The organism is Curtobacterium sp. L1-20 (genome assembly GCF_048755855.1).
In the GTDB taxonomy this organism is placed as follows: domain Bacteria; phylum Actinomycetota; class Actinomycetes; order Actinomycetales; family Microbacteriaceae; genus Curtobacterium.
This window is the reverse complement of sequence record NZ_CP151473.1, coordinates 2,710,362-2,727,402: the sequence shown is the minus strand read 5'-3', so window position 1 is coordinate 2,727,402 and position 17,041 is coordinate 2,710,362. Positions and strand designations below refer to the sequence as shown.

The window sequence follows — 17,041 nt, the reverse complement described above, 5'->3', positions numbered from 1 at the left end:
TGCGTCGGATGGCCGGTCTCCGCAATCCGATGTGCACCCCGGGTGCCCCCAGTCTGGGGGGCCACCCACCCCCCGTCCGGGTCGATCCACTAACGGCAGCCAGGGTCCCGTCCGCTGGAACGGGGTACACGGGGGACGGACCGCGACGGGGGCCCGCGGTGTAGCACGGGTGGTGATGACCAGCGCCGAACCGTCCGCCCAGACCGACGCCCGCCCCGACGACCGCACCAAGTGGCGCGCCTTCGCCGTCTGCGTCGCCGTCGCGGCCCTCACCATCCTCGACCTGTCGAAGGTCAACGTCGGCCTGCCGTCGATCGAGCGGTCCCTCGGCGCGACCAGTTCGTCCCTCCAGCTCATCGTCGCGGGGTACGCGCTGGCGTTCGGCCTCGCCCTGGTGCCGGCCGGCCGGCTGGGGGACCTGAAGAGCCGTCGGACGCTCTTCATCGTCGGGCTGACCGCGTTCACCGGATCGAGCCTGCTGTGCGCGATCGCCCCGACCATCGAGGTCCTCATCGTCACGCGGATCCTGCAGGGCTTCGCCGCGGGCACCCAGATGCCCCAGGTCATCGGTCTCGTGCAGCAGCTGTTCCGCGGGCCGGAACGTGGCCGGGCCTTCGGGCTGTTCGGCGCGATGATCGGCATCTCGACGGCGCTCGGGCCCACCATCGGCGGCGGGCTCATCGCCATCGGCGGCGAGGAGTCCGGCTGGCGACTGCTCTTCTGGATGAACGTCCCGCTCGGCATCGCGGCGCTGGTCTTCGCGGTACGGCTCCTGCCCGCCGGGGCCCAGGGACAGGGGAGGGACCGGGAGCTCGACGTCGTCGGCATCCTGCTGCTCGGCGCGGCGATCGTCACCCTCATGCTGCCGTTCGTGCTCACCACGGGAGCCGGCGACTTCGGCGCGCGGTGGGCCTGGCTGATCGGCACCGCCGCCTTCGTGGCCGCCTTCGTCTGGTGGGAGAACCGCTTCCGGGCGCTGGGCAGGTCGCCCGTCGTGCACTTCGAGCTGTTCCGGCTGTCGTCGTACCGCAACGGGCTGTCCATCGTCGCCGTCTACTTCGCCGCGCTGCCGGCCTCGTTCCTCATGGTGACGCTGTACCTGCAGGAGGGCCTCGGGCTCGCGCCGCTGTACGCCGGCATGGTGAGCATCCCGTTCGCGGCGACGAGCGCCGTCGGGTCGTACGTCGGCGGCCGCATCGTCGACCGGGTGGGGCGTGCGCTGGTCGTGGCTGGCATCGGGGTCGTGGTCGTCGGGTTCCTGCTGCTCGTGCTGGCCGCGACGCTGACGCCGCCGGAGGTGACCCCGTGGGCGATGGCCGGTGCCTTCCTCGTCGGCGGGCTCGGCGGCGGCTTCGTGGTGTCGCCGAACCAGACGCTCACGCTGGCCGAGGTGCCGGTCGAGCAGTCCGGGGTGGCCGGGTCGATGCAGCAACTCGGCCAGCGTGTCGGGACCGCGATCGGCACCGCGGTGGCGACGAGCATCTTCTACGGCATCGTCCGTGGTGCGACCGCCGGGTCGGGCGGGAGCGGGGGCGCGGACGGCGGCGGTGGATCGCGGCTGGACGCCTACCACGACGCGTTCCGGAGCGGGACGACGTTCACGGTGTCGCTCATGCTGCTGGCACTCGTGCTCGCGGTCAGCGACCTCGTCGTGCGCCGTCGGGCGGCACGTCGGTCGGAGCCGGACGGCGCAGCCGCCAGCGGGCGGGGTGCCGACGGGCGGGGTGCCGACGGGCGGGGCGCCGACGGGCGGAGCGCACCGACCGCGCCGGAGCGGCCGCCGGCGCGCTAGCGGCGGATGACGTCGACCACGGCGTCGTGCACGAGGCCGTTGGTCGCCAGGGCGCTGCCGTGCCAGGGGCCGGGATCGCCGTCCAGCGAGGTGAACCGGCCGCCGGCCTCCTCGACGATGGGCACGAGGGCCGCGATGTCCCACGGCTTGAGGTCGGGCTCGCCGGCGACGTCGAGGACACCCTCGGCGACCATCATGTACGGCCACATGTCGCCGTAGGCCCTGGTGCGCCAGACCTTGCGGGACAGGTCGATGAGCGGCTGGAGCCGGTCGTCCTCGTCCCACTGCTGGATGCTGTTGTAGCTCAGGCTCGCGTCGGCCAGGGACGCGACCCCGGACACCCGGAGCGGACCGTCGGACGAGTGTGCACCGAGACCCTCCGCGGCCCACCAGCGCTTGCCGAGGGCGGGGGCGCTCACGACGCCGAGGACCGGCCGGCCGTCGACCGCGAGGGCGATGAGGGTCGCCCAGACCGGCACGCCGCGCAGGTAGTTCGCGGTCCCGTCGATCGGGTCGACCACCCACTGCCGGTGCCCCTCGCTCACCGCGTCGGCACCGGTGTCGGCGGTGGTCTCCTCGCCGAGGAACGCGTCGTCCGGGCGCTCGGCCCGCAGCCGCTCGCGGAGTGCGCGCTCCACGGCCTGGTCGGCGTCCGTGACGTGGGTGCTGTCCGCCTTCTGCGACACGTGCAGGTCGGCCGCCCGGAACCGTTCGAGGCTGATCGCGTCGGCGGTGTCGGCGAGGGAGCGGGCGAAGTCCAGGTCGGCGCTGAGGTCCACGACCGTCAGCGTAGCGTCCTACGCCGCCACGACCTCCTCCTCCTCGAGGCGCGTGACCTCGCGCTCGCGGGCGATCCGGGTGCGGCGGGCGACGAGCCCGTGCACGACGACGCAGAGGAGCACCGCGACCGCCAGCCAGAGGGCGAGCACGAGTGACGGCCGCCCCAGCGAGGCACCGGGGAAGTAGAGCAGGTCCTGGGCGGCCTGGAGCCACGCGGCACCGCTCCAGAAGCTGTTGAGGCCGGCGAAGAACCCGGGCTGGAAGGCGGGCTGGAAGATGCCGCCCGAGGACGTGAAGTTGAGCATCACGAACAGCATCGTGAGGATCGGGGTCGTCCACCGGCCGAGCAGTGGGTGGAGCCCGACCCCGAGCGCGACGATGATCGCGTCGTACATCCACGCGAAGAGGAAGACCTCCCACCGGTGCGTGGTGATGATCCCGTAGACGGGACCGGCGATCACGATCCCGATGCCCGCGACGACGCCGGCGGTGACGAGGCCGACGACGGCGGTCCAGACCGGGCGGAGGCGTGCGGCGAAGGCGGCCACGGCGATCGCCGACGCGTACCCGCCGACGCTGAGCGCCACGAGGAGGAAGAAGAGTCCCTGGCCGGTGGTGTCCTCGTCCCCGGTCGGGACCACGTCCTGCACGGTGAACGGCAGGTGGGCCGCGTAGGCGATCGGCATGAACACCTTCTGGGCAGCCGTCGCGGTCGTCTCGGACGCGGCGGTCGACACGTAGAGGGTCGCTCCGGTGGTGCCCGGCGCGTAGACCGCCGCGAGGTCGCGGTCGCGCACCTGTCGTTCGGCCTCGGCCGTCGAGCCGACGACGTGGGCGACGAGTGCTCCGTCGGACCGGTCGGTCACGGTCTGCGCGAACACCTGCGTGGCGGCGCCCTGCCCGACGACGCCGACCGGGAGGTCGTGCGGCGTCGGGGCGTGGAACGCGCCGAGGTAGGCGAGGCCCATGCCGACGGCGAGGAACAGCGGCACGAGGATGTGCGACCCGAAGGACAGCAGGATCCGGCCGAGTCCCTGTGGGCGGAGGACCGACGGGGCCTCCGGGCGGTTGGTGGAGCGCGGTGTCCGCGGCGCCGCGTGGGTGTGCGGGCGGTGTTCGGCGGGGGAGGTGTGCACGTGCGACGTCGTCGTCGTCATGGGGGAGGACGAAGCGTCGACAGCGGGGGTCGGCGCAAAGTTGTACTTTGCAACTTCAGACACGTCTCGCAACACTACACCGCCGCAGCCGCGCCCCGCACCCCGCAGCCCGCCCACCGCCCGCCGTCTGCCGCCCGGCGTGCCCTGCCCGGCCGCCGGACGCCGAGGTCGCACAACACGCCGCACGTCGATCCCCGAAGTCGCACGACATGCCGCTCATGTCCCGCGCGAGCGACAGAAACTGCGACTTGGGCGAGACCGAGGTCGCCGAGCGCGGCACATCGTGCGACCTCGGGGGCGCGGCGGGGCGGTCCCCGGTGTCCTCCAACACGCCGCACGTCGGTCGCCGAGATCGCACGACGCGCCGCTCAGGTGCAGTGAGCGCGACACGAACTGCGATCTCGGCGAGACCGGAAGGGCCGAGCGCGACACATCGAGCGATCTCGGGTACGCGGGGCTGGGTCTCGCCGAGGTCGCAGGACACGCCACGTGCTGGTCGCCGAGGTCGCACGACGTGCCGTTCGGAGGCGCCGAGCGCGACACATTCTGCGACCTCGGCGGGCGGACGGGCGGCGGACGCGCGCCCGACCGGACCCCGGGGCTACTCCGTGCCGGGGTCGGACGCGCCCATGCCGGTCAGCAGCGCACGGAACGAGTCGAGCCGCTCGACCCCGGTCGCCCCGAGCTCGCCCGCCTGCACCCGGTCGACGATCTCCCAGTCGTGGGCCTGGTCGAGGGGGATCCCGTCCTCCGGCGGCCGGACCGCGACCGCGTGCGAGGCGAAGGCGCGGAACACGTTCGCGGGGTCGACGTGCCCGAGGCCGAACGAACGGACGCCCGGGGTGTCGATGATCCACCCGCCGTCGCGCACCCGCAGCGCGATGGAGGACGACGAGGTGTGCCGCCCCCGCCCGGTGACGGTGTTCACGACGCCGACCGCCCGCGTCGAGCCGGTCAGCGCGTTCACCAGGGTCGACTTGCCGACGCCCGAGTGCCCGACCGTGACCGTCACCTTGCCGTCGAGGACGTCGTGCAGGGCCTCGAACGGGACGTCGTCGGCGCGGCTGGTCACGATGCGCAGGTCGAGGCACGCGAAGTGGGCGAGGAACGGCGCCGGGTCGGCGAGGTCGGTCTTCGTGATGCAGAGGACCGGGTCGAGGCCAGCGTCGAACGCCGCCACGAGGTACCGGTCGATGAGGCGGGTGCGCGGTTCCGGGTCGGCCGCGGCCACGACGATCAGCATCTGGTCGGCGTTCGCCACGATGACGCGCTCGACCTCGTCGGAGTCGTCGGCGCTCCGGCGCAGCAGCGTGGTGCGCTCGGCCACCTTCACGATGCGCGCCAGCGACCCGGGGTCACCGGAGACGTCGCCGGCGAGCGAGACGTGGTCGCCCGTGACGACCGACTTCTTGCCCAGCTCGCGGGCCTTCGTCGCGGTGATGACGTGCTCGTCCGGCGTCCCCGACCCGACCAGCACGCCGAAGCGTCCGCGGTCCACGTTGGTCACCCATCCCACGGGGGCGTCGTCGTACGTCGGGCGCGTCTTCGTGCGCGGGCGGTTGCCCTTCGGGTTCGGGCGAACCCGGACGCTCGACTCGTCGTACTGCCCGTACGGCTCGTCCGCGTCGGAGTCGTCCCCGTCGACGTCGTCCCACCAGCTCATGCGCTCACCCCTCGCTCGACGGGGACGACGAGGCGGTGCCGGTCGCCACCAGCTCCGCCCACAGCTCCGGGAACTGCGGCAGCGTCTTCGCCGTCGAGCCGATGTCGTCGACGGCGACACCGTCGACGACGAGGCCCACGATCGCCCCGGCCGTCGCCATCCGGTGGTCCTCGTAGGCGGCCCAGGGGCCGCCGTGGAGCGGCGCCGGCTCGATCCGCAGGCCGTCGTCGAGTTCCTGCACCGCGCCTCCAGACCGGTTGATCTCCGCCGCCAGTGCGGCGAGGCGGTCCGTCTCGTGCCCGCGCAGGTGACCGATCCCGGTGACCACGCTCGGGCCGTCCGCCAGCGCCGCCAGCGCGACCAGGGCCGGTGCGAGTTCGCCGCCCCGGCTCAGGTCGAGTTCGAGACCCGGGACGGAGGCGCCACCGCGGATCCCGACGCCGCCGTCGACGACCAGGTCGTCACCGTCACGGACGACGCTCGCCCCCCACAGGGGCAGGAGCGTCTCGAGGTCGGCGCCGACCTGCGTCGTGGCGGTCGGCCAGGTGCGGATGCGGACGGTCCCGCCCGCCACGAGGGCCGCGACCGCGAACGGCGCCGCGTTCGACAGGTCCGGCTCGATCGTGACGTCGCGGGCGGCGATGGGACCCGAATGCACGACCCACTCGCCGACGGACGGTTCGTCGACCCGGACGCCGCGGGCGCGGAGGGCCTCGACCGTCATCTCGATGTGGGGCATGCTCGGCAGTCGCTCGCCGACGTGGGTGAGGTGCAGCCCCTCGTCGAAGCGGGGTGCCGAGAGGAGCAGCCCGGAGACGAACTGCGAGGACGCCGACGCGTCGATCGACAGCCTGCCGCCCCGGACGGAGCCGGTCCCCGTGAACGCGAAGGGCATCGCGCCGCCGCCGTCGTCGGTCACGTCGACGCCGAGGTCGACGAGGGCCCGGATGATCGCGTGCATCGGACGCTTCCGCGCGTACGGGTCGCCGTCGATCGTGACCGGGCCGACCGCGAGGGCGGCGAGCGGCGGCAGGAAGCGCATCACCGTGCCGGCGAGGCCGCAGTCGACGCGGACGTCGCCGTGCATCGGAGCTGGTGTGATCCGCAGGTCGGGGCCGTAGGGGTTCGGCGCCGCGCCGTCGGCGGGCGCGACCTCGTCGATGCCGACCCCGAGTGCCCGGAGCCCCGCGATCATCAGCGCCGAGTCGCGCGAGTGCAGCGGGAGACGGATGGTGGACGGGTTGTCCGTCAGGGCCGCGAGCACGAGCTCGCGGTTCGTCAGGGACTTCGACCCGGGCAGCGACACGTCGCCGCGCAGGGGCCCCCCGGCGACCGGTGCGGTCCAGGGTGCGGCGGGTGCGGTCCCGCGCTGGGAATGCGTCGTCTCGTCCATCGGTTCACCAGGGTACTGAACGCACCGGGAGGATCAGTGGCGACAGCAACACTCGTACGAGCACGGCCGGGCACGCCCACCGTGGTCGCCGCGGTGCCGACGACGCTCGGCGGCCTCGGCCTAGACTTGGGCCCGATGACGACCGACGAACCGCACGCCGCAGTACCGCACGACCTGGTCGACGAGACCGAGGCCCAGCTCGACGCGGTGTCGGAGGAGCGAGAGGCGCTCGGCGACGAGGCCACGGACGACGCGCTCGGGGACTCCTCGACCGAGGACGCCGAACCCGACGTCGTCGACGCGAAGACCGTCTCCGAGGGCGAACTGCGGTCCCTGTTCGAGGACCAGGCCCTGCCGTTCATGGACCAGCTGTACGGCGCTGCGATGCGGATGACCCGCAACCCGGCCGACGCGTCCGACCTCGTGCAGGAGACCTTCGTCAAGGCGTTCGCCGCCTTCCGCCAGTTCAAGCAGGGCACGAACCTGAAGGCCTGGCTGTACCGGATCCTGACGAACACGTTCATCAACACGTACCGCAAGAACCAGCGGAACCCGTACCAGGGCACGATCGACGAGCTCGAGGACTGGCAGCTGGGCGGCGCCGAGAGCGTGACGCAGTCGATCTCGGCGCGCTCCGCCGAGGCCGACGCCATCGACCACCTGCCGTCCTCCGCCGTGAAGGACGCGCTGCAGGCCATCCCCGAGGACTTCCGGATGGCCGTGTACTTCGCCGACGTCGAGGGGTTCTCCTACCAGGAGATCGCCGACATCATGAAGACCCCCGTGGGGACGGTCATGAGCCGTCTCCACCGTGGCCGCCGGCTCCTCCGGGGGCTCCTGGCCGACCACGCACGTGAGACCGGCATCGTCCCGGACGCAGCGTCGACGGCGACGATGCGCGGACGAGGCCGGAAGGCCCACGCGACCACCGGTCGCGTCGACGGGAAGGAAGCACGATGAGCGGCTGCGACTGCTCGAAGGCGAAGGCCGAGCTCGAGGAGTTCCTCCACGACGAGCTGCGCCACGAGGACGCCGCGGACATCCGCGAGCACATGGACGGGTGCGAGGACTGCACCACCGAGCACCGGGTCGGTGTCGTGCTCATGGAGACGGTTCGCCGCGCGTGCAAGGAGACCGCTCCCGACCAGCTGCGCGGGGAGATCCTCGCGCGCATCCGGCTGGAGCAGGCGACCCACTGAGGGTCCTGGCAGTCGTCGTCACACGACGAGGGCTGTCGGTAGTGTCGCGGGCATGACCCTCTCCGTCGAGTCGCTGACCGCCTGGTCCGACACGGACGTCACCGACGTCGCCGCCCTCGTCCGCCTGCTCGGTCACGTGGTCGACGAGTCCGCCATGCGTGCTCGGCTCGAACGGTTGACGTCCGAGGCGGGGCACCGCACGTGGTTGATCCGCGGCGACGAGGGACGGGTCGTCGCCGTGGCGGGTGCGCAGCTCACCTGGGCGTACGCCAGTGACGAGCCGACGGCGCAGCTCCTCCTGCTCGTGGTCGACCCGTCGGCCAGGAGGCTCGGCACCGGTTCCGCGCTCATCGACACCTTCGAGACGTGGGCCCTCGAGCAGGGCGCGCGTCGCCTCAGCGCCGTGAGCGCGGCGGCGACGGACAACGCGCACCGCTTCTACCAGAAGCGCGGCTACCACGAGGCCGGGGTGCGGTACACGAAGCTCAAGTGACGCTCGGCGCGCCTCGTCGGTGATGCGGCGGCCGCGTCCCGGTCGTTGCACCCCGCGACGAACACCGCGCCCCGCTGGAGCGGGGCGCGGTGTCTGCTGCGGGGTGCGGTCGGCTCAGGCGCCGAGCGCGGTCGCGATGACCTCGGCGGCTTCCTGCGCCGAGCGCTTCGACGACCCTGTGGCCGGAGCGGCGCTCGCGGGCCGTGCGGCCACCGAGAGCGGTCGTCCGTCGAGGTGCGGCGAGAGGTTCATGCACACGAACGGCCAGGCACCCTGGTTCTCGGGCTCTTCCTGGGCCCAGACGACCTCGGCGTCGGGGTAGCCGGCGAGCACCTCGAGGATCCGCTCGAGGGGCAGCGGGGCGAGCTGCTCGAGCCGGACCAGGGCGACGTCCGAAGCGCCACGCTTCTCGACCTCGGCGCGCAGGTCGTGGTGCACCTTGCCCGAGTGCAGCACGACGCGGCGCACGGCGGACTTGTCTGCCACGCGGTCGTCGTCGAGGACCTCCTGGAAGGTGCCGCTCGTGAACGCGTCCACGGAGCTCGTCGCCTGACGGAGCCGCAGCATCGCCTTCGGGGAGAACACGACGAGCGGCTTCTGCGGGCGCGCCCACGCCTGGCGGCGCAGCAGGTGGAAGTACGACGCCGGAGTCGACGGCCGTGCGACCACCATGTTGTCCTCGGCGCACAGCTGCAGGTACCGCTCGATGCGGGCGGACGAGTGGTCCGGTCCCTGGCCCTCGTAGCCGTGGGGGAGCAGGAGCACGAGCCCGGAACGCTGCCCCCACTTCTGCTCGGCGGACGAGATGAACTCGTCGATCACGGTCTGTGCGCCGTTCGCGAAGTCGCCGAACTGCGCTTCCCAGAGCACGAGGGCCTCGGGGCGCTCGACCGAGTAGCCGTACTCGAACGCCATCGCCGCGTACTCGCTGAGGAGCGAGTCGTAGATGTACAGGCGGGCCTGGTCCTCGGTGAGGTTCGCGAGCGGCAGCCACTCCTGGCCGTTCACGCGGTCGTGGAACACCGCCTGGCGCTGGACGAACGTGCCACGACGGGCGTCCTGCCCGGCGAGTCGGACCGGCTTGCCCTCGACCAGCAGCGAGCCGATCGCCATGAGCTCGGCCATCGCCCAGTCGACGCCACCGTTGCGGGTCATGTCGGTGCGCTTCGACAGGAGCTGCTGGAGCTTCGGGTGGATCGAGAAGCCGGCCGGCGGGTTGCTGTGCGCGTCGCCGATCGCCCGGACGAGGTCCTCGGACACGGCGGTCTCGCGCACCTCGTTCTCGGAGTCGTCGCGCTGGGCGGCGGGACGCTCGAGTCCCTGCACCGCGCCGTCGTCGTCGACGTCGATCACCGGGATGGTGCCGGTCTGCGCCTCGTGCGTCTCGGCGAAGGCACGCTCCAGACGGTCCTGGAAGTCGCGGTGCGCTTCGTCGTACTCCTCTTGGGTGATGTCGCCACGACCGACGAGCGCCTCGGTGTAGAGGGTGCGGACGGAGCGCTTCGCCTCGATGAGGTTGTACATCATCGGCTGCGTCATCGAGGGGTCGTCGCCCTCGTTGTGCCCGCGCCGGCGGTAGCAGATCAGGTCGATGACGACGTCGCGGTGGAACTCCTCGCGGTAGGCGAAGGCGAGCTCGGCCACGCGGGCCACGGCCTCGGGGTCGTCCCCGTTCACGTGGAAGATCGGCGCCTGGATGGTCTTGGCGACGTCGGTCGAGTACACCGAGCTGCGTGCGGACTCCGGCGGGGTGGTGAACCCGACCTGGTTGTTGATCACCAGGTGCACGGTGCCACCGGTGCGGTAGCCACGCAGCTGCGACATCTGCAGGGTCTCGACGACGACGCCCTGACCGGCCATCGCCGCGTCACCGTGGACGAGCACGGGCAGCACGCCGAAGGTGCCGGGTGCCTCGCGGTCCTGCTTGGCGCGGACGATGCCCTCGAGCACGCCGTCGACGGCCTCGAGGTGGGACGGGTTCGCGGCGATGGTGACCGGGATCGCCGTGCCGTCGCTCGCGCGGAAGACCCCTTCGGTGCCGACGTGGTACTTGACGTCGCCCGAGCCCTGACCGGACACGGAGCCCGGCAGCGAGGAGCCCTCGAACTCGCGGAAGATCTGCCCGTACGTCTTGCCGGCGATGTTCGTCAGGACGTTGAGGCGGCCGCGGTGGGCCATGCCGATGGCGACCTCGTCGAGGCCTGCCGTGGCGGCGTGCTGGATGAGGGTGTCGAGGAACGCGATCGTGGACTCGCCGCCCTCGAGTGAGAAGCGCTTCTGCCCGACGTACTTCGTCTGCAGGAAGGTCTCGAAGGCCTCGGCCTCGTTGAGCTTGCCGAGCACGCGGAGCTGCTCGTCCTTCGACGGCTTGGAGTACGGCACCTCGATGTGCGCCTGCACCCAGCGGCGCTGCTCCGGGTCCTGGATGTGCATGTACTCGATGCCCACCGTGCGGCAGTAGGCGTCGCGGAGGATGCCGAGGACGTCGCGGAGCGGTGCGTTCGTGGTGCCGGCGAGGCCGCCGGTGACGAACTCGCGGTCGAGGTCCCAGAAGGTCAGCCCGTGGCTCTCGATCTCGAGGTCGGGGTGCGTGCGCTGGCGGTACTCGAGCGGGTCGATGTCCGCCATCAGGTGCCCGCGGACGCGGAAGCTGTTGATGAGCTCCTGCACACGCGCGGTCTTGTTCACCCGGTGCGCCAGGTCGACGTTGATGTCGTTCGCCCACTGGATCGGCTTGTAGGGGATCCGGAGCGCCGCGAAGATGCCCTCGTAGAAGCCGTGCTCGCCGATGAGCCGCTCGTGCACCTTCTTGAGGTACTCGCCCGACCCCGCACCCTGGATGACGCGGTGGTCGTAGGTGCTCGTGAGCGTGATGGTCTTGCCGATGCCGAGCTCGACGAGCGTCTTGTCGGCGGAGCCCTGGAACTGCGCCGGGTACTCGAGGGCGCCGGCGCCGATGATCGCGCCCTGCCCCTTCGTCAGGCGCGGGACGGAGTGCACCGTGCCGATGCCGCCCGGGTTCGTCAGCGAGATCGTCGTGCCCTGGAAGTCGGTCGGCGTCAGCTTGTTGTCGCGGGCGCGCTTGACGAGGTCCTCGTAGGCGGAGAGGAACTGGCCGAAGGTCAGGGTCTCGGCGCGCTTGATGCTCGGGACCAGCAGGGAACGGGTGCCGTCCTTCTTCGGGACGTCGATCGCGATGCCGAGGTTGACGTGCGCGGGCTGCACCACGAAGGGCTTGCCGTCGCGCTCCTCGTAGAACACGTTCTGGCTCGGGAAGTCCTGCAGCGCCTGGACCATCGCCCAGCCGATCAGGTGGGTGAACGAGATCTTCCCACCGCGGGCACGGCGCAGGTGGTTGTTGACGACGATGCGGTTGTCGATCATCAGCTTCGCCGGGATCGTCCGCACGCTCGTGGCGGTGGGGACGCTGAGCGACGCGTCCATGTTCGACGCCAGGGTCTTCGCCATGCCGCGGAGCGGGGTGGCGACGTCCTCGTGGGTCTCCTCGTGGTCGTCGGCCTCGTCGTTCGCCTCGGCCGGGATGGGCTGCGGCGTCGGCTGACGGGACGTGGTCTTCGCCTGGATCGGACCGGACTTGGCCTCGGCCGGACCGTCACCGGTGGCCGGCTGCTGGGTCGTCGACTGCTGCTGGGCGGGAGCGGCCGGGGTCGTCCCCGGGGCGGCGGGGGCAGGGGCTGCGGGAGCGGACCCGGAGGCGGGAGCCGGAGCGTCACCACCCTGGGTGCGGTGGTAGCTCTCGAGGACCGGCCACCAGGACTTGTCGACCGACTCCTTGTCCGCGACGAACTGCTCGTAGAGCTCGTCGACGAGCCACTCGTTCGCCCCGAATTCGCCCGCGGTCTCGTCCGTTCCGGTCAGATGGCTCGACACAGCCGATCGCCCACTCTCCGTCGATAGATGCTCGTGTGTGTCGTGCGCGGCAACCCTGCCCCGCACAGGAGCCCAGCCTAGCCGCTCGCGGGTGACCGTTCCGTGTCAGGCGGGACGCGAGTCGGGCCTCCAGGACGGGGTCCTGCGTGTCGCGTCGACGGCCGCCGGGGCACTCCAGGCCGGGCACCCTGCGGAGCCGTACAGTGGGGCGCATGAGGTTCTACGAGACGCGGCCGACGCACGACCTGACCTACTCCGACGTCTTCCTCGTGCCCAGCCGCTCGGCGGTCACGAGCCGGTTCGACGTCGACCTCGGTGCGAACGACGGCTCCGGTGCGACGATCCCGATCGTCAGCGCCAACATGAACTCCGTGACCGGGCCCCGCCTCGCTGCGACGCTCGCCCGTCGCGGCGGACTCGGGGTGCTGCCGCAGGACATGCACCTGCAGGACCTCGACGCGGCGATCCGCTGGGTCAAGGACCAGCCCGTCGACTTCGACACGGCGTACGACCTCGGCGCCGACACCACCGTGGCCGAGGCGCTCGGCCACCTGCTGCCCGTCGCAGGACGCGGCATCGTCGTGCGCGACGCCGAGGGCGAGTACCTCGGGTGCGTGCCCGCCGGTCGCCTGGGCACCGCCGGACCCGACGCCACGCTCGGCGACCTGCTGCACGGCGCCTCCACGGCGATCGACGCCGAGGACGCCGGCACGCCACGACACGTGTACGACGTGCTCTCCGCCGCCGAGGTGGACTTCGCCCCGGTCGTGCGGCACGGCAAGGTCGTCGGCACCACCAGCCAGACCAGCGCCATCCGCTCCGACATCTACACGCCCGCGGTCGACGCGTCGGGACGCCTGCGCGTCGCCGCCGCGGTCGGGATCAACGGCGACGTGGCCGCGAAGGCGAAGGCCCTCGCCGCGGCCGGCGTCGACGTGCTCGTCCTCGACACGGCGCACGGCCACCAGGAGGGCATGCTCCGGGCGCTCCGCACGGTCGCCGCGCTCGGCCTCGACATCCCGCTCGTCGCCGGCAACGTCGTCACCGCCGACGCCGTCGCCCACCTCGTGGACGCCGGTGCGGACATCATCAAGGTCGGCGTCGGGCCCGGCGCGATGTGCACCACGCGGATGATGACGGCCGTCGGCCGCCCCCAGTTCTCGGCCGTGCTCGAGACCGCGGCAGCGGCGCGCTCCCTCGGGGCGCACGTCTGGGCGGACGGCGGCGTCCGGTACCCGCGCGACGTGGCGCTCGCCCTCGCCGCCGGTGCCTCGGCCGTCATGATCGGCTCGTGGTTCGCCGGCACGCTCGAGGCGCCGGGCGTCCTGCGACACGACGCCGCGGGCCGGGCCTACAAGGAGAGCTGGGGCATGGCGTCCGCGAAGGCCGTCCGGGAGCGCTTCGAGCGACTCGACCCCTACGAGCGGGCTCGGAAGGCGCTCTTCGCCGAGGGGATCTCGTCCTCGACCATCTACCTCGACCCGGAGCGCCCGAGCGTCGAGGACCTGCTCGACATGATCACCACCGGCGTGCGGAGCTCGGCGACCTACGCCGGGGCGTCCTCGCTCGCCGAGTTCTCCGAGCGAGCACTCGTCGGCATCCAGTCGGCCGCCGGCTACGAGGAGGGCAAGCCGCTCCCCGTCAGCTGGTAGCGGCGGTGGCGCCGCCGCCGGCCACGCGAAAGCGACAGATCACCGCCAGATGGCGGCGGCAGGCTGTCGCTCTCGCGGGACCAACGGGCGGGTGGGCCCGCGAACTGTCGCTTCGGCGGAGTGGTCGCTAGGACTGCCGGCGGAGGTGGCGGGGGAGGCGCTGTACGGGCCGGCACCGTCCCTCCAGTCCGCCGCTCGCCGGCGCTGCTCGCGAAAGCGACACATCACCGCCGGCTGAACGCGGCACCCTGTCGCTTCCGCGGAACGGACGGCGCAGCTCCGCAGCGCCCTGACTCTTCCGCGCGACAGGCGCGCCCCGAGACTCGCCCCCGCGGACAGTTTCGCGGTCTGCGCGCCACGAAACTGTCCGCCCAGCCGAGACTCGGCCGCGGCCCGGTGGGCGCGGCGCGGCGGGCGCGACCCCGGACGGACGGGAGGCGCGGTGCCAGCTGGCACCGCGCCTCCCTCGCGGGCTCGGTCGGCGCGCCCCGCGCAACGCTTCGCGTTGCCGCTGAGCCGGGCGCGCCCGCCCGGTCAGCGCCGCCGGGTCGCGTCCTCGACCTCGCCTACCAGCTCCTCGAGGATGTCCTCGAGGAACAGGACGCCGGTCGTGCGGCCGTCCGCGTCGAACGCCCGGGCCACGTGGCGCCCGGCGGCGCGCATCGTCGCGAGGGCGTCCTCGAGGTCCATCTCCGTGTACAGCGAGATGAGCTGTCGGATCCGCTTCGGCGGCACCGGGTCGTCGTACTCGTCCGGCCGCAGGTCGATGACGTCCTTCACGTGCACGTAGCCCGTGGGGTCGCCGTCGTCGCCGACGAGGACGTAGCGCGAGAACCCGCGCTGCGCCACCGCGCGCTCGACGTCGCCGGGGGTCGCGTCGTCGGGGAGCGTGACGAGCTCCGCCATCGGCACGGCGACGTCCTTGACCTTCTTCTCGGTGAACTCGAACGCCATGCGGAGCGTGCCGCCGGCGTCGGTGAGGGTGCCCTCGCGGCGGGACTGCTCGACGATCGTCTGCACCTCGTCCACGGTGAAGGCGCTGACGGCCTCGTCCTTCGGCTCGACGCGGAACAGCCGGAGCACGGCGTTCGCGACCTCGTTGAGCCCGACGACGACCCAGTGCAGGCCGTGTCCGATGTACCAGAGGGTCGGGACGAGGAGCAGCGCGGCGCGGTCGGGCATCGAGAACGAGATGTTCTTCGGGACCATCTCGCCGAACACCACGTGCAGGAACGACACGAGCAGCAGCGTGAACACGAACGCCACGATGCCGATCACCTCGGCGCTCCAGCCGGTCAGGTGCAGCGGGACCTCGAGCAGGTGGTGGATCGCCGGCTCGGACACGTTGAGGATGAGCAGCGAGCAGACCGTGATGCCGAGCTGCGTGGTCGCGAGCATCCGGGTGGCGTGCTCCATCGCCCAGAGGGTCATCTGCGCGGCGCGGGAGCCCTCCTCGGCGCGGGGCTCGATCTGCGACCGTCGAGCCGAGATGACGGCGAACTCCGCGGCGACGAAGAACGCGTTGCCCATCAGGAGGACGACGAGCCAGAAGATGCCCCACCAGTCCGAGCTCATCGGGTACTGCCCTTCGTCGTCTTCGTGGTGGTCCTCGTGGCCGGGATGACGATCCCGGTCGCCGGGGTCTCGGGCGGTGTCGGCGTCCAGCGGATCCGGTCGATCCGGCGCCCGTCGAGCCGCTCGACCCGGAAGACGCCGTCCTCGAGCGCGACCTCGTCACCGACGACCGGCAGTCGGCCGAGCGTCGACATGACGAAGCCGCCCACGGTCTCGTACGGGCCGTCCTCCGGGACGCGCACGCCGGCGCGGTCCTCGAGCTCGTCGGGTCGGAGGAGCCCCGGGAACGTGAGCCAGTTGCGCGACCGCACGACGTCGATCCGCGCGCGGTCGTGCTCGTCGGACACCTCGCCGACGAGTTCCTCGACGAGGTCCTCGAGCGTCACGACGCCCGCGGTCCCGCCGTACTCGTCGACGACGATCACCATCTGGTAGCCGCGGCCGCGGACCTCGGCGAGCAGCGTGTCGCCCGGCATCGTCTCCGGGACCCGTTCGGCGTCCGTCATGAGCGCGCCGACGGGCACCTCCGGTCGCTTCTCGCGCGGCACCGCGACGGCCTGCTTGACGTGCACGATGCCGACGACGTCGTCCGCGTCCTCCTCGATGACGGGGAAGCGGCTGAAGCCGGTGCGGCGGGCGAGGGCGATGACGTCCTCGGCGGACTCGGACACGCGGATGGTCGAGACCCGCGGGCGTGGCGTCATCACGTCGCTCGCGCTGAGCTCGGAGAACGAGATGGTCCGTTCGAGCAGTGTCGCGGTGTCCTGCTCCAGCGAGCCCTCGGACGCGGACCGGCGGAGCAGGGAGGTGAGCTCCTCGGCGCTGCGTGCGCCGGACAGCTCTTCCTGCGGCTCGATGCCCATCGACCGGAGCACGGCGTTCGCGGTGCCGTTCAGCACGGCGACGGCGGGCTTGAAGACCGTCGTGAAGGCCACCTGCAGGGGCACGACGAGCTTCGCCGTCTGCAGGGGGAGGGCCAGGGCGAAGTTCTTCGGGACGAGCTCGCCGAGGATCATCGACAGCAGGGTCGCGATGACGAGCGCCACGATCGAGCCGACGGTCTCGACCACGGCCTCCGGCAGGCGCATCGCGAGGAACGGCGCCTCGAGCAGCGTCGCGATCGAGGGCTCGAGCAGGTAGCCCGTCAGGAGCGTGGTCAGGGTGATGCCGAGCTGCGCGCTCGACAGATGGGTCGACGTGACCTTCAGCGCACCGATGACGGGCGCGAGGCCCGACTCGCCGCGGTCCCGACGTGCCTCGACGTCGGCCCGGTCGAGGTTGACGAGCGAGAACTCGGACGCGACGAAGACGCCCGTGCCGAGTGTCAGCAGGATGCCGCCGATCAGCATGACGATGTCGATCGGACTCATGATTCACCTCCCGCGGGGCGCGAGGGAGTGCAGCTCACCGAGTGAGCGGCGGATGAGTGGGGCGGAGAAGGATTCG

At 72.0% G+C, this 17,041-nt stretch carries 12 protein-coding genes; 5 read left to right on the top strand and 7 right to left on the bottom strand.

Features of this window, described 5'->3' with window-relative positions:
* Positions 1-175: 175 nt before the first annotated feature.
* A complete protein-coding gene (locus AAEP86_RS14315; RefSeq protein ID WP_420367980.1) occupies positions 176-1,792 on the top strand; it encodes an MFS transporter in 1,617 nt (538 codons plus the stop codon).
* On the opposite strand, the gene AAEP86_RS14310 is transcribed toward AAEP86_RS14315, so the two are convergent.
* The 4 genes from AAEP86_RS14310 to aroA all read right to left on the bottom strand — a co-directional run bounded on the left by AAEP86_RS14310 (position 1,789) and on the right by aroA (position 6,785).
* A complete protein-coding gene (locus tag AAEP86_RS14310; RefSeq protein ID WP_420367979.1) occupies positions 1,789-2,571 on the bottom strand; it encodes an inositol monophosphatase family protein in 783 nt (260 codons plus the stop codon). The two genes, AAEP86_RS14315 and AAEP86_RS14310, sit on opposite strands and share 4 nt — an antisense overlap.
* 18 nt (positions 2,572-2,589) lie before the next feature.
* Positions 2,590-3,729, bottom strand: a complete 1,140-nt coding sequence (locus AAEP86_RS14305) for a hypothetical protein (RefSeq protein ID WP_420367978.1) — start codon at positions 3,727-3,729, stop codon at positions 2,590-2,592.
* Positions 3,730-4,330: 601 nt separating this feature from the next.
* On the bottom strand, positions 4,331-5,392 hold the full coding sequence (gene rsgA, locus AAEP86_RS14300) for a ribosome small subunit-dependent GTPase A (RefSeq protein ID WP_420367977.1): 1,062 nt from the start codon (positions 5,390-5,392) through the stop codon (positions 4,331-4,333).
* 4 nt (positions 5,393-5,396) lie between these two features.
* The gene (gene aroA, locus AAEP86_RS14295) at positions 5,397-6,785 is read right to left on the bottom strand and encodes a 3-phosphoshikimate 1-carboxyvinyltransferase (protein ID WP_420367976.1); all 1,389 of its coding nucleotides are present in this window, start codon (positions 6,783-6,785) and stop codon (positions 5,397-5,399) included.
* Positions 6,786-6,920: 135 nt separating this feature from the next.
* On the opposite strand from aroA, the gene AAEP86_RS14290 reads away from it, so the two are divergent.
* From AAEP86_RS14290 to AAEP86_RS14280, 3 genes are read left to right on the top strand one after another with little or no spacing between them, the layout of a single operon-like run.
* Entirely contained in the window at positions 6,921-7,745 is an 825-nt protein-coding gene (locus AAEP86_RS14290) for a sigma-70 family RNA polymerase sigma factor (protein WP_420367975.1), read from the top strand.
* Positions 7,742-7,984: a zf-HC2 domain-containing protein gene (locus AAEP86_RS14285; RefSeq protein WP_071292435.1), complete on the top strand. Its 243-nt coding sequence runs from the start codon at positions 7,742-7,744 to the stop codon at positions 7,982-7,984. Before AAEP86_RS14290 ends, AAEP86_RS14285 begins: the two co-directional genes overlap by 4 nt.
* Positions 7,985-8,036: 52 nt before the next feature.
* Positions 8,037-8,477 (top strand): GNAT family N-acetyltransferase, encoded by a 441-nt coding sequence (locus AAEP86_RS14280; protein WP_420367974.1) that lies wholly within the window; start codon positions 8,037-8,039, stop codon positions 8,475-8,477.
* A 114-nt stretch (positions 8,478-8,591) separates the two neighbouring features.
* On the opposite strand, the gene AAEP86_RS14275 is transcribed toward AAEP86_RS14280, so the two are convergent.
* A complete protein-coding gene (locus tag AAEP86_RS14275) occupies positions 8,592-12,368 on the bottom strand; it encodes a multifunctional oxoglutarate decarboxylase/oxoglutarate dehydrogenase thiamine pyrophosphate-binding subunit/dihydrolipoyllysine-residue succinyltransferase subunit (RefSeq protein ID WP_420367973.1) in 3,777 nt (1,258 codons plus the stop codon).
* A 212-nt stretch (positions 12,369-12,580) separates the two neighbouring features.
* Between AAEP86_RS14275 and AAEP86_RS14270 the strand changes: the two genes are divergently transcribed.
* Complete coding sequence (locus tag AAEP86_RS14270) at positions 12,581-14,020, top strand: GuaB1 family IMP dehydrogenase-related protein (RefSeq protein ID WP_420367972.1); 1,440 nt, start codon at positions 12,581-12,583, stop codon at positions 14,018-14,020.
* A 534-nt stretch (positions 14,021-14,554) separates the two neighbouring features.
* Here the strand turns inward: AAEP86_RS14270 and AAEP86_RS14265 are convergent.
* A complete protein-coding gene (locus AAEP86_RS14265) occupies positions 14,555-15,595 on the bottom strand; it encodes a hemolysin family protein (protein WP_420367971.1) in 1,041 nt (346 codons plus the stop codon).
* Positions 15,592-16,965: a hemolysin family protein gene (locus tag AAEP86_RS14260; RefSeq protein WP_420367970.1), complete on the bottom strand. Its 1,374-nt coding sequence runs from the start codon at positions 16,963-16,965 to the stop codon at positions 15,592-15,594. Before AAEP86_RS14260 ends, AAEP86_RS14265 begins: the two co-directional genes overlap by 4 nt.
* Positions 16,966-17,041 lie beyond the last annotated feature (76 nt).

Coding starts and splice junctions, on each gene's coding strand:
- AAEP86_RS14315 (WP_420367980.1), top strand. CDS start 176: ATGACCAGCGCCGAACCGTCCGCCCAGACCGACGCCCGCCCCGACGAC.
- AAEP86_RS14305 (WP_420367978.1), bottom strand. CDS start 3,729: ATGACGACGACGACGTCGCACGTGCACACCTCCCCCGCCGAACACCGC.
- rsgA (WP_420367977.1), bottom strand. CDS start 5,392: ATGAGCTGGTGGGACGACGTCGACGGGGACGACTCCGACGCGGACGAG.
- aroA (WP_420367976.1), bottom strand. CDS start 6,785: ATGGACGAGACGACGCATTCCCAGCGCGGGACCGCACCCGCCGCACCC.
- AAEP86_RS14290 (WP_420367975.1), top strand. CDS start 6,921: ATGACGACCGACGAACCGCACGCCGCAGTACCGCACGACCTGGTCGAC.
- AAEP86_RS14285 (WP_071292435.1), top strand. CDS start 7,742: ATGAGCGGCTGCGACTGCTCGAAGGCGAAGGCCGAGCTCGAGGAGTTC.
- AAEP86_RS14280 (WP_420367974.1), top strand. CDS start 8,037: ATGACCCTCTCCGTCGAGTCGCTGACCGCCTGGTCCGACACGGACGTC.
- AAEP86_RS14270 (WP_420367972.1), top strand. CDS start 12,581: ATGAGGTTCTACGAGACGCGGCCGACGCACGACCTGACCTACTCCGAC.
- AAEP86_RS14265 (WP_420367971.1), bottom strand. CDS start 15,595: ATGAGCTCGGACTGGTGGGGCATCTTCTGGCTCGTCGTCCTCCTGATG.
- AAEP86_RS14260 (WP_420367970.1), bottom strand. CDS start 16,965: ATGAGTCCGATCGACATCGTCATGCTGATCGGCGGCATCCTGCTGACA.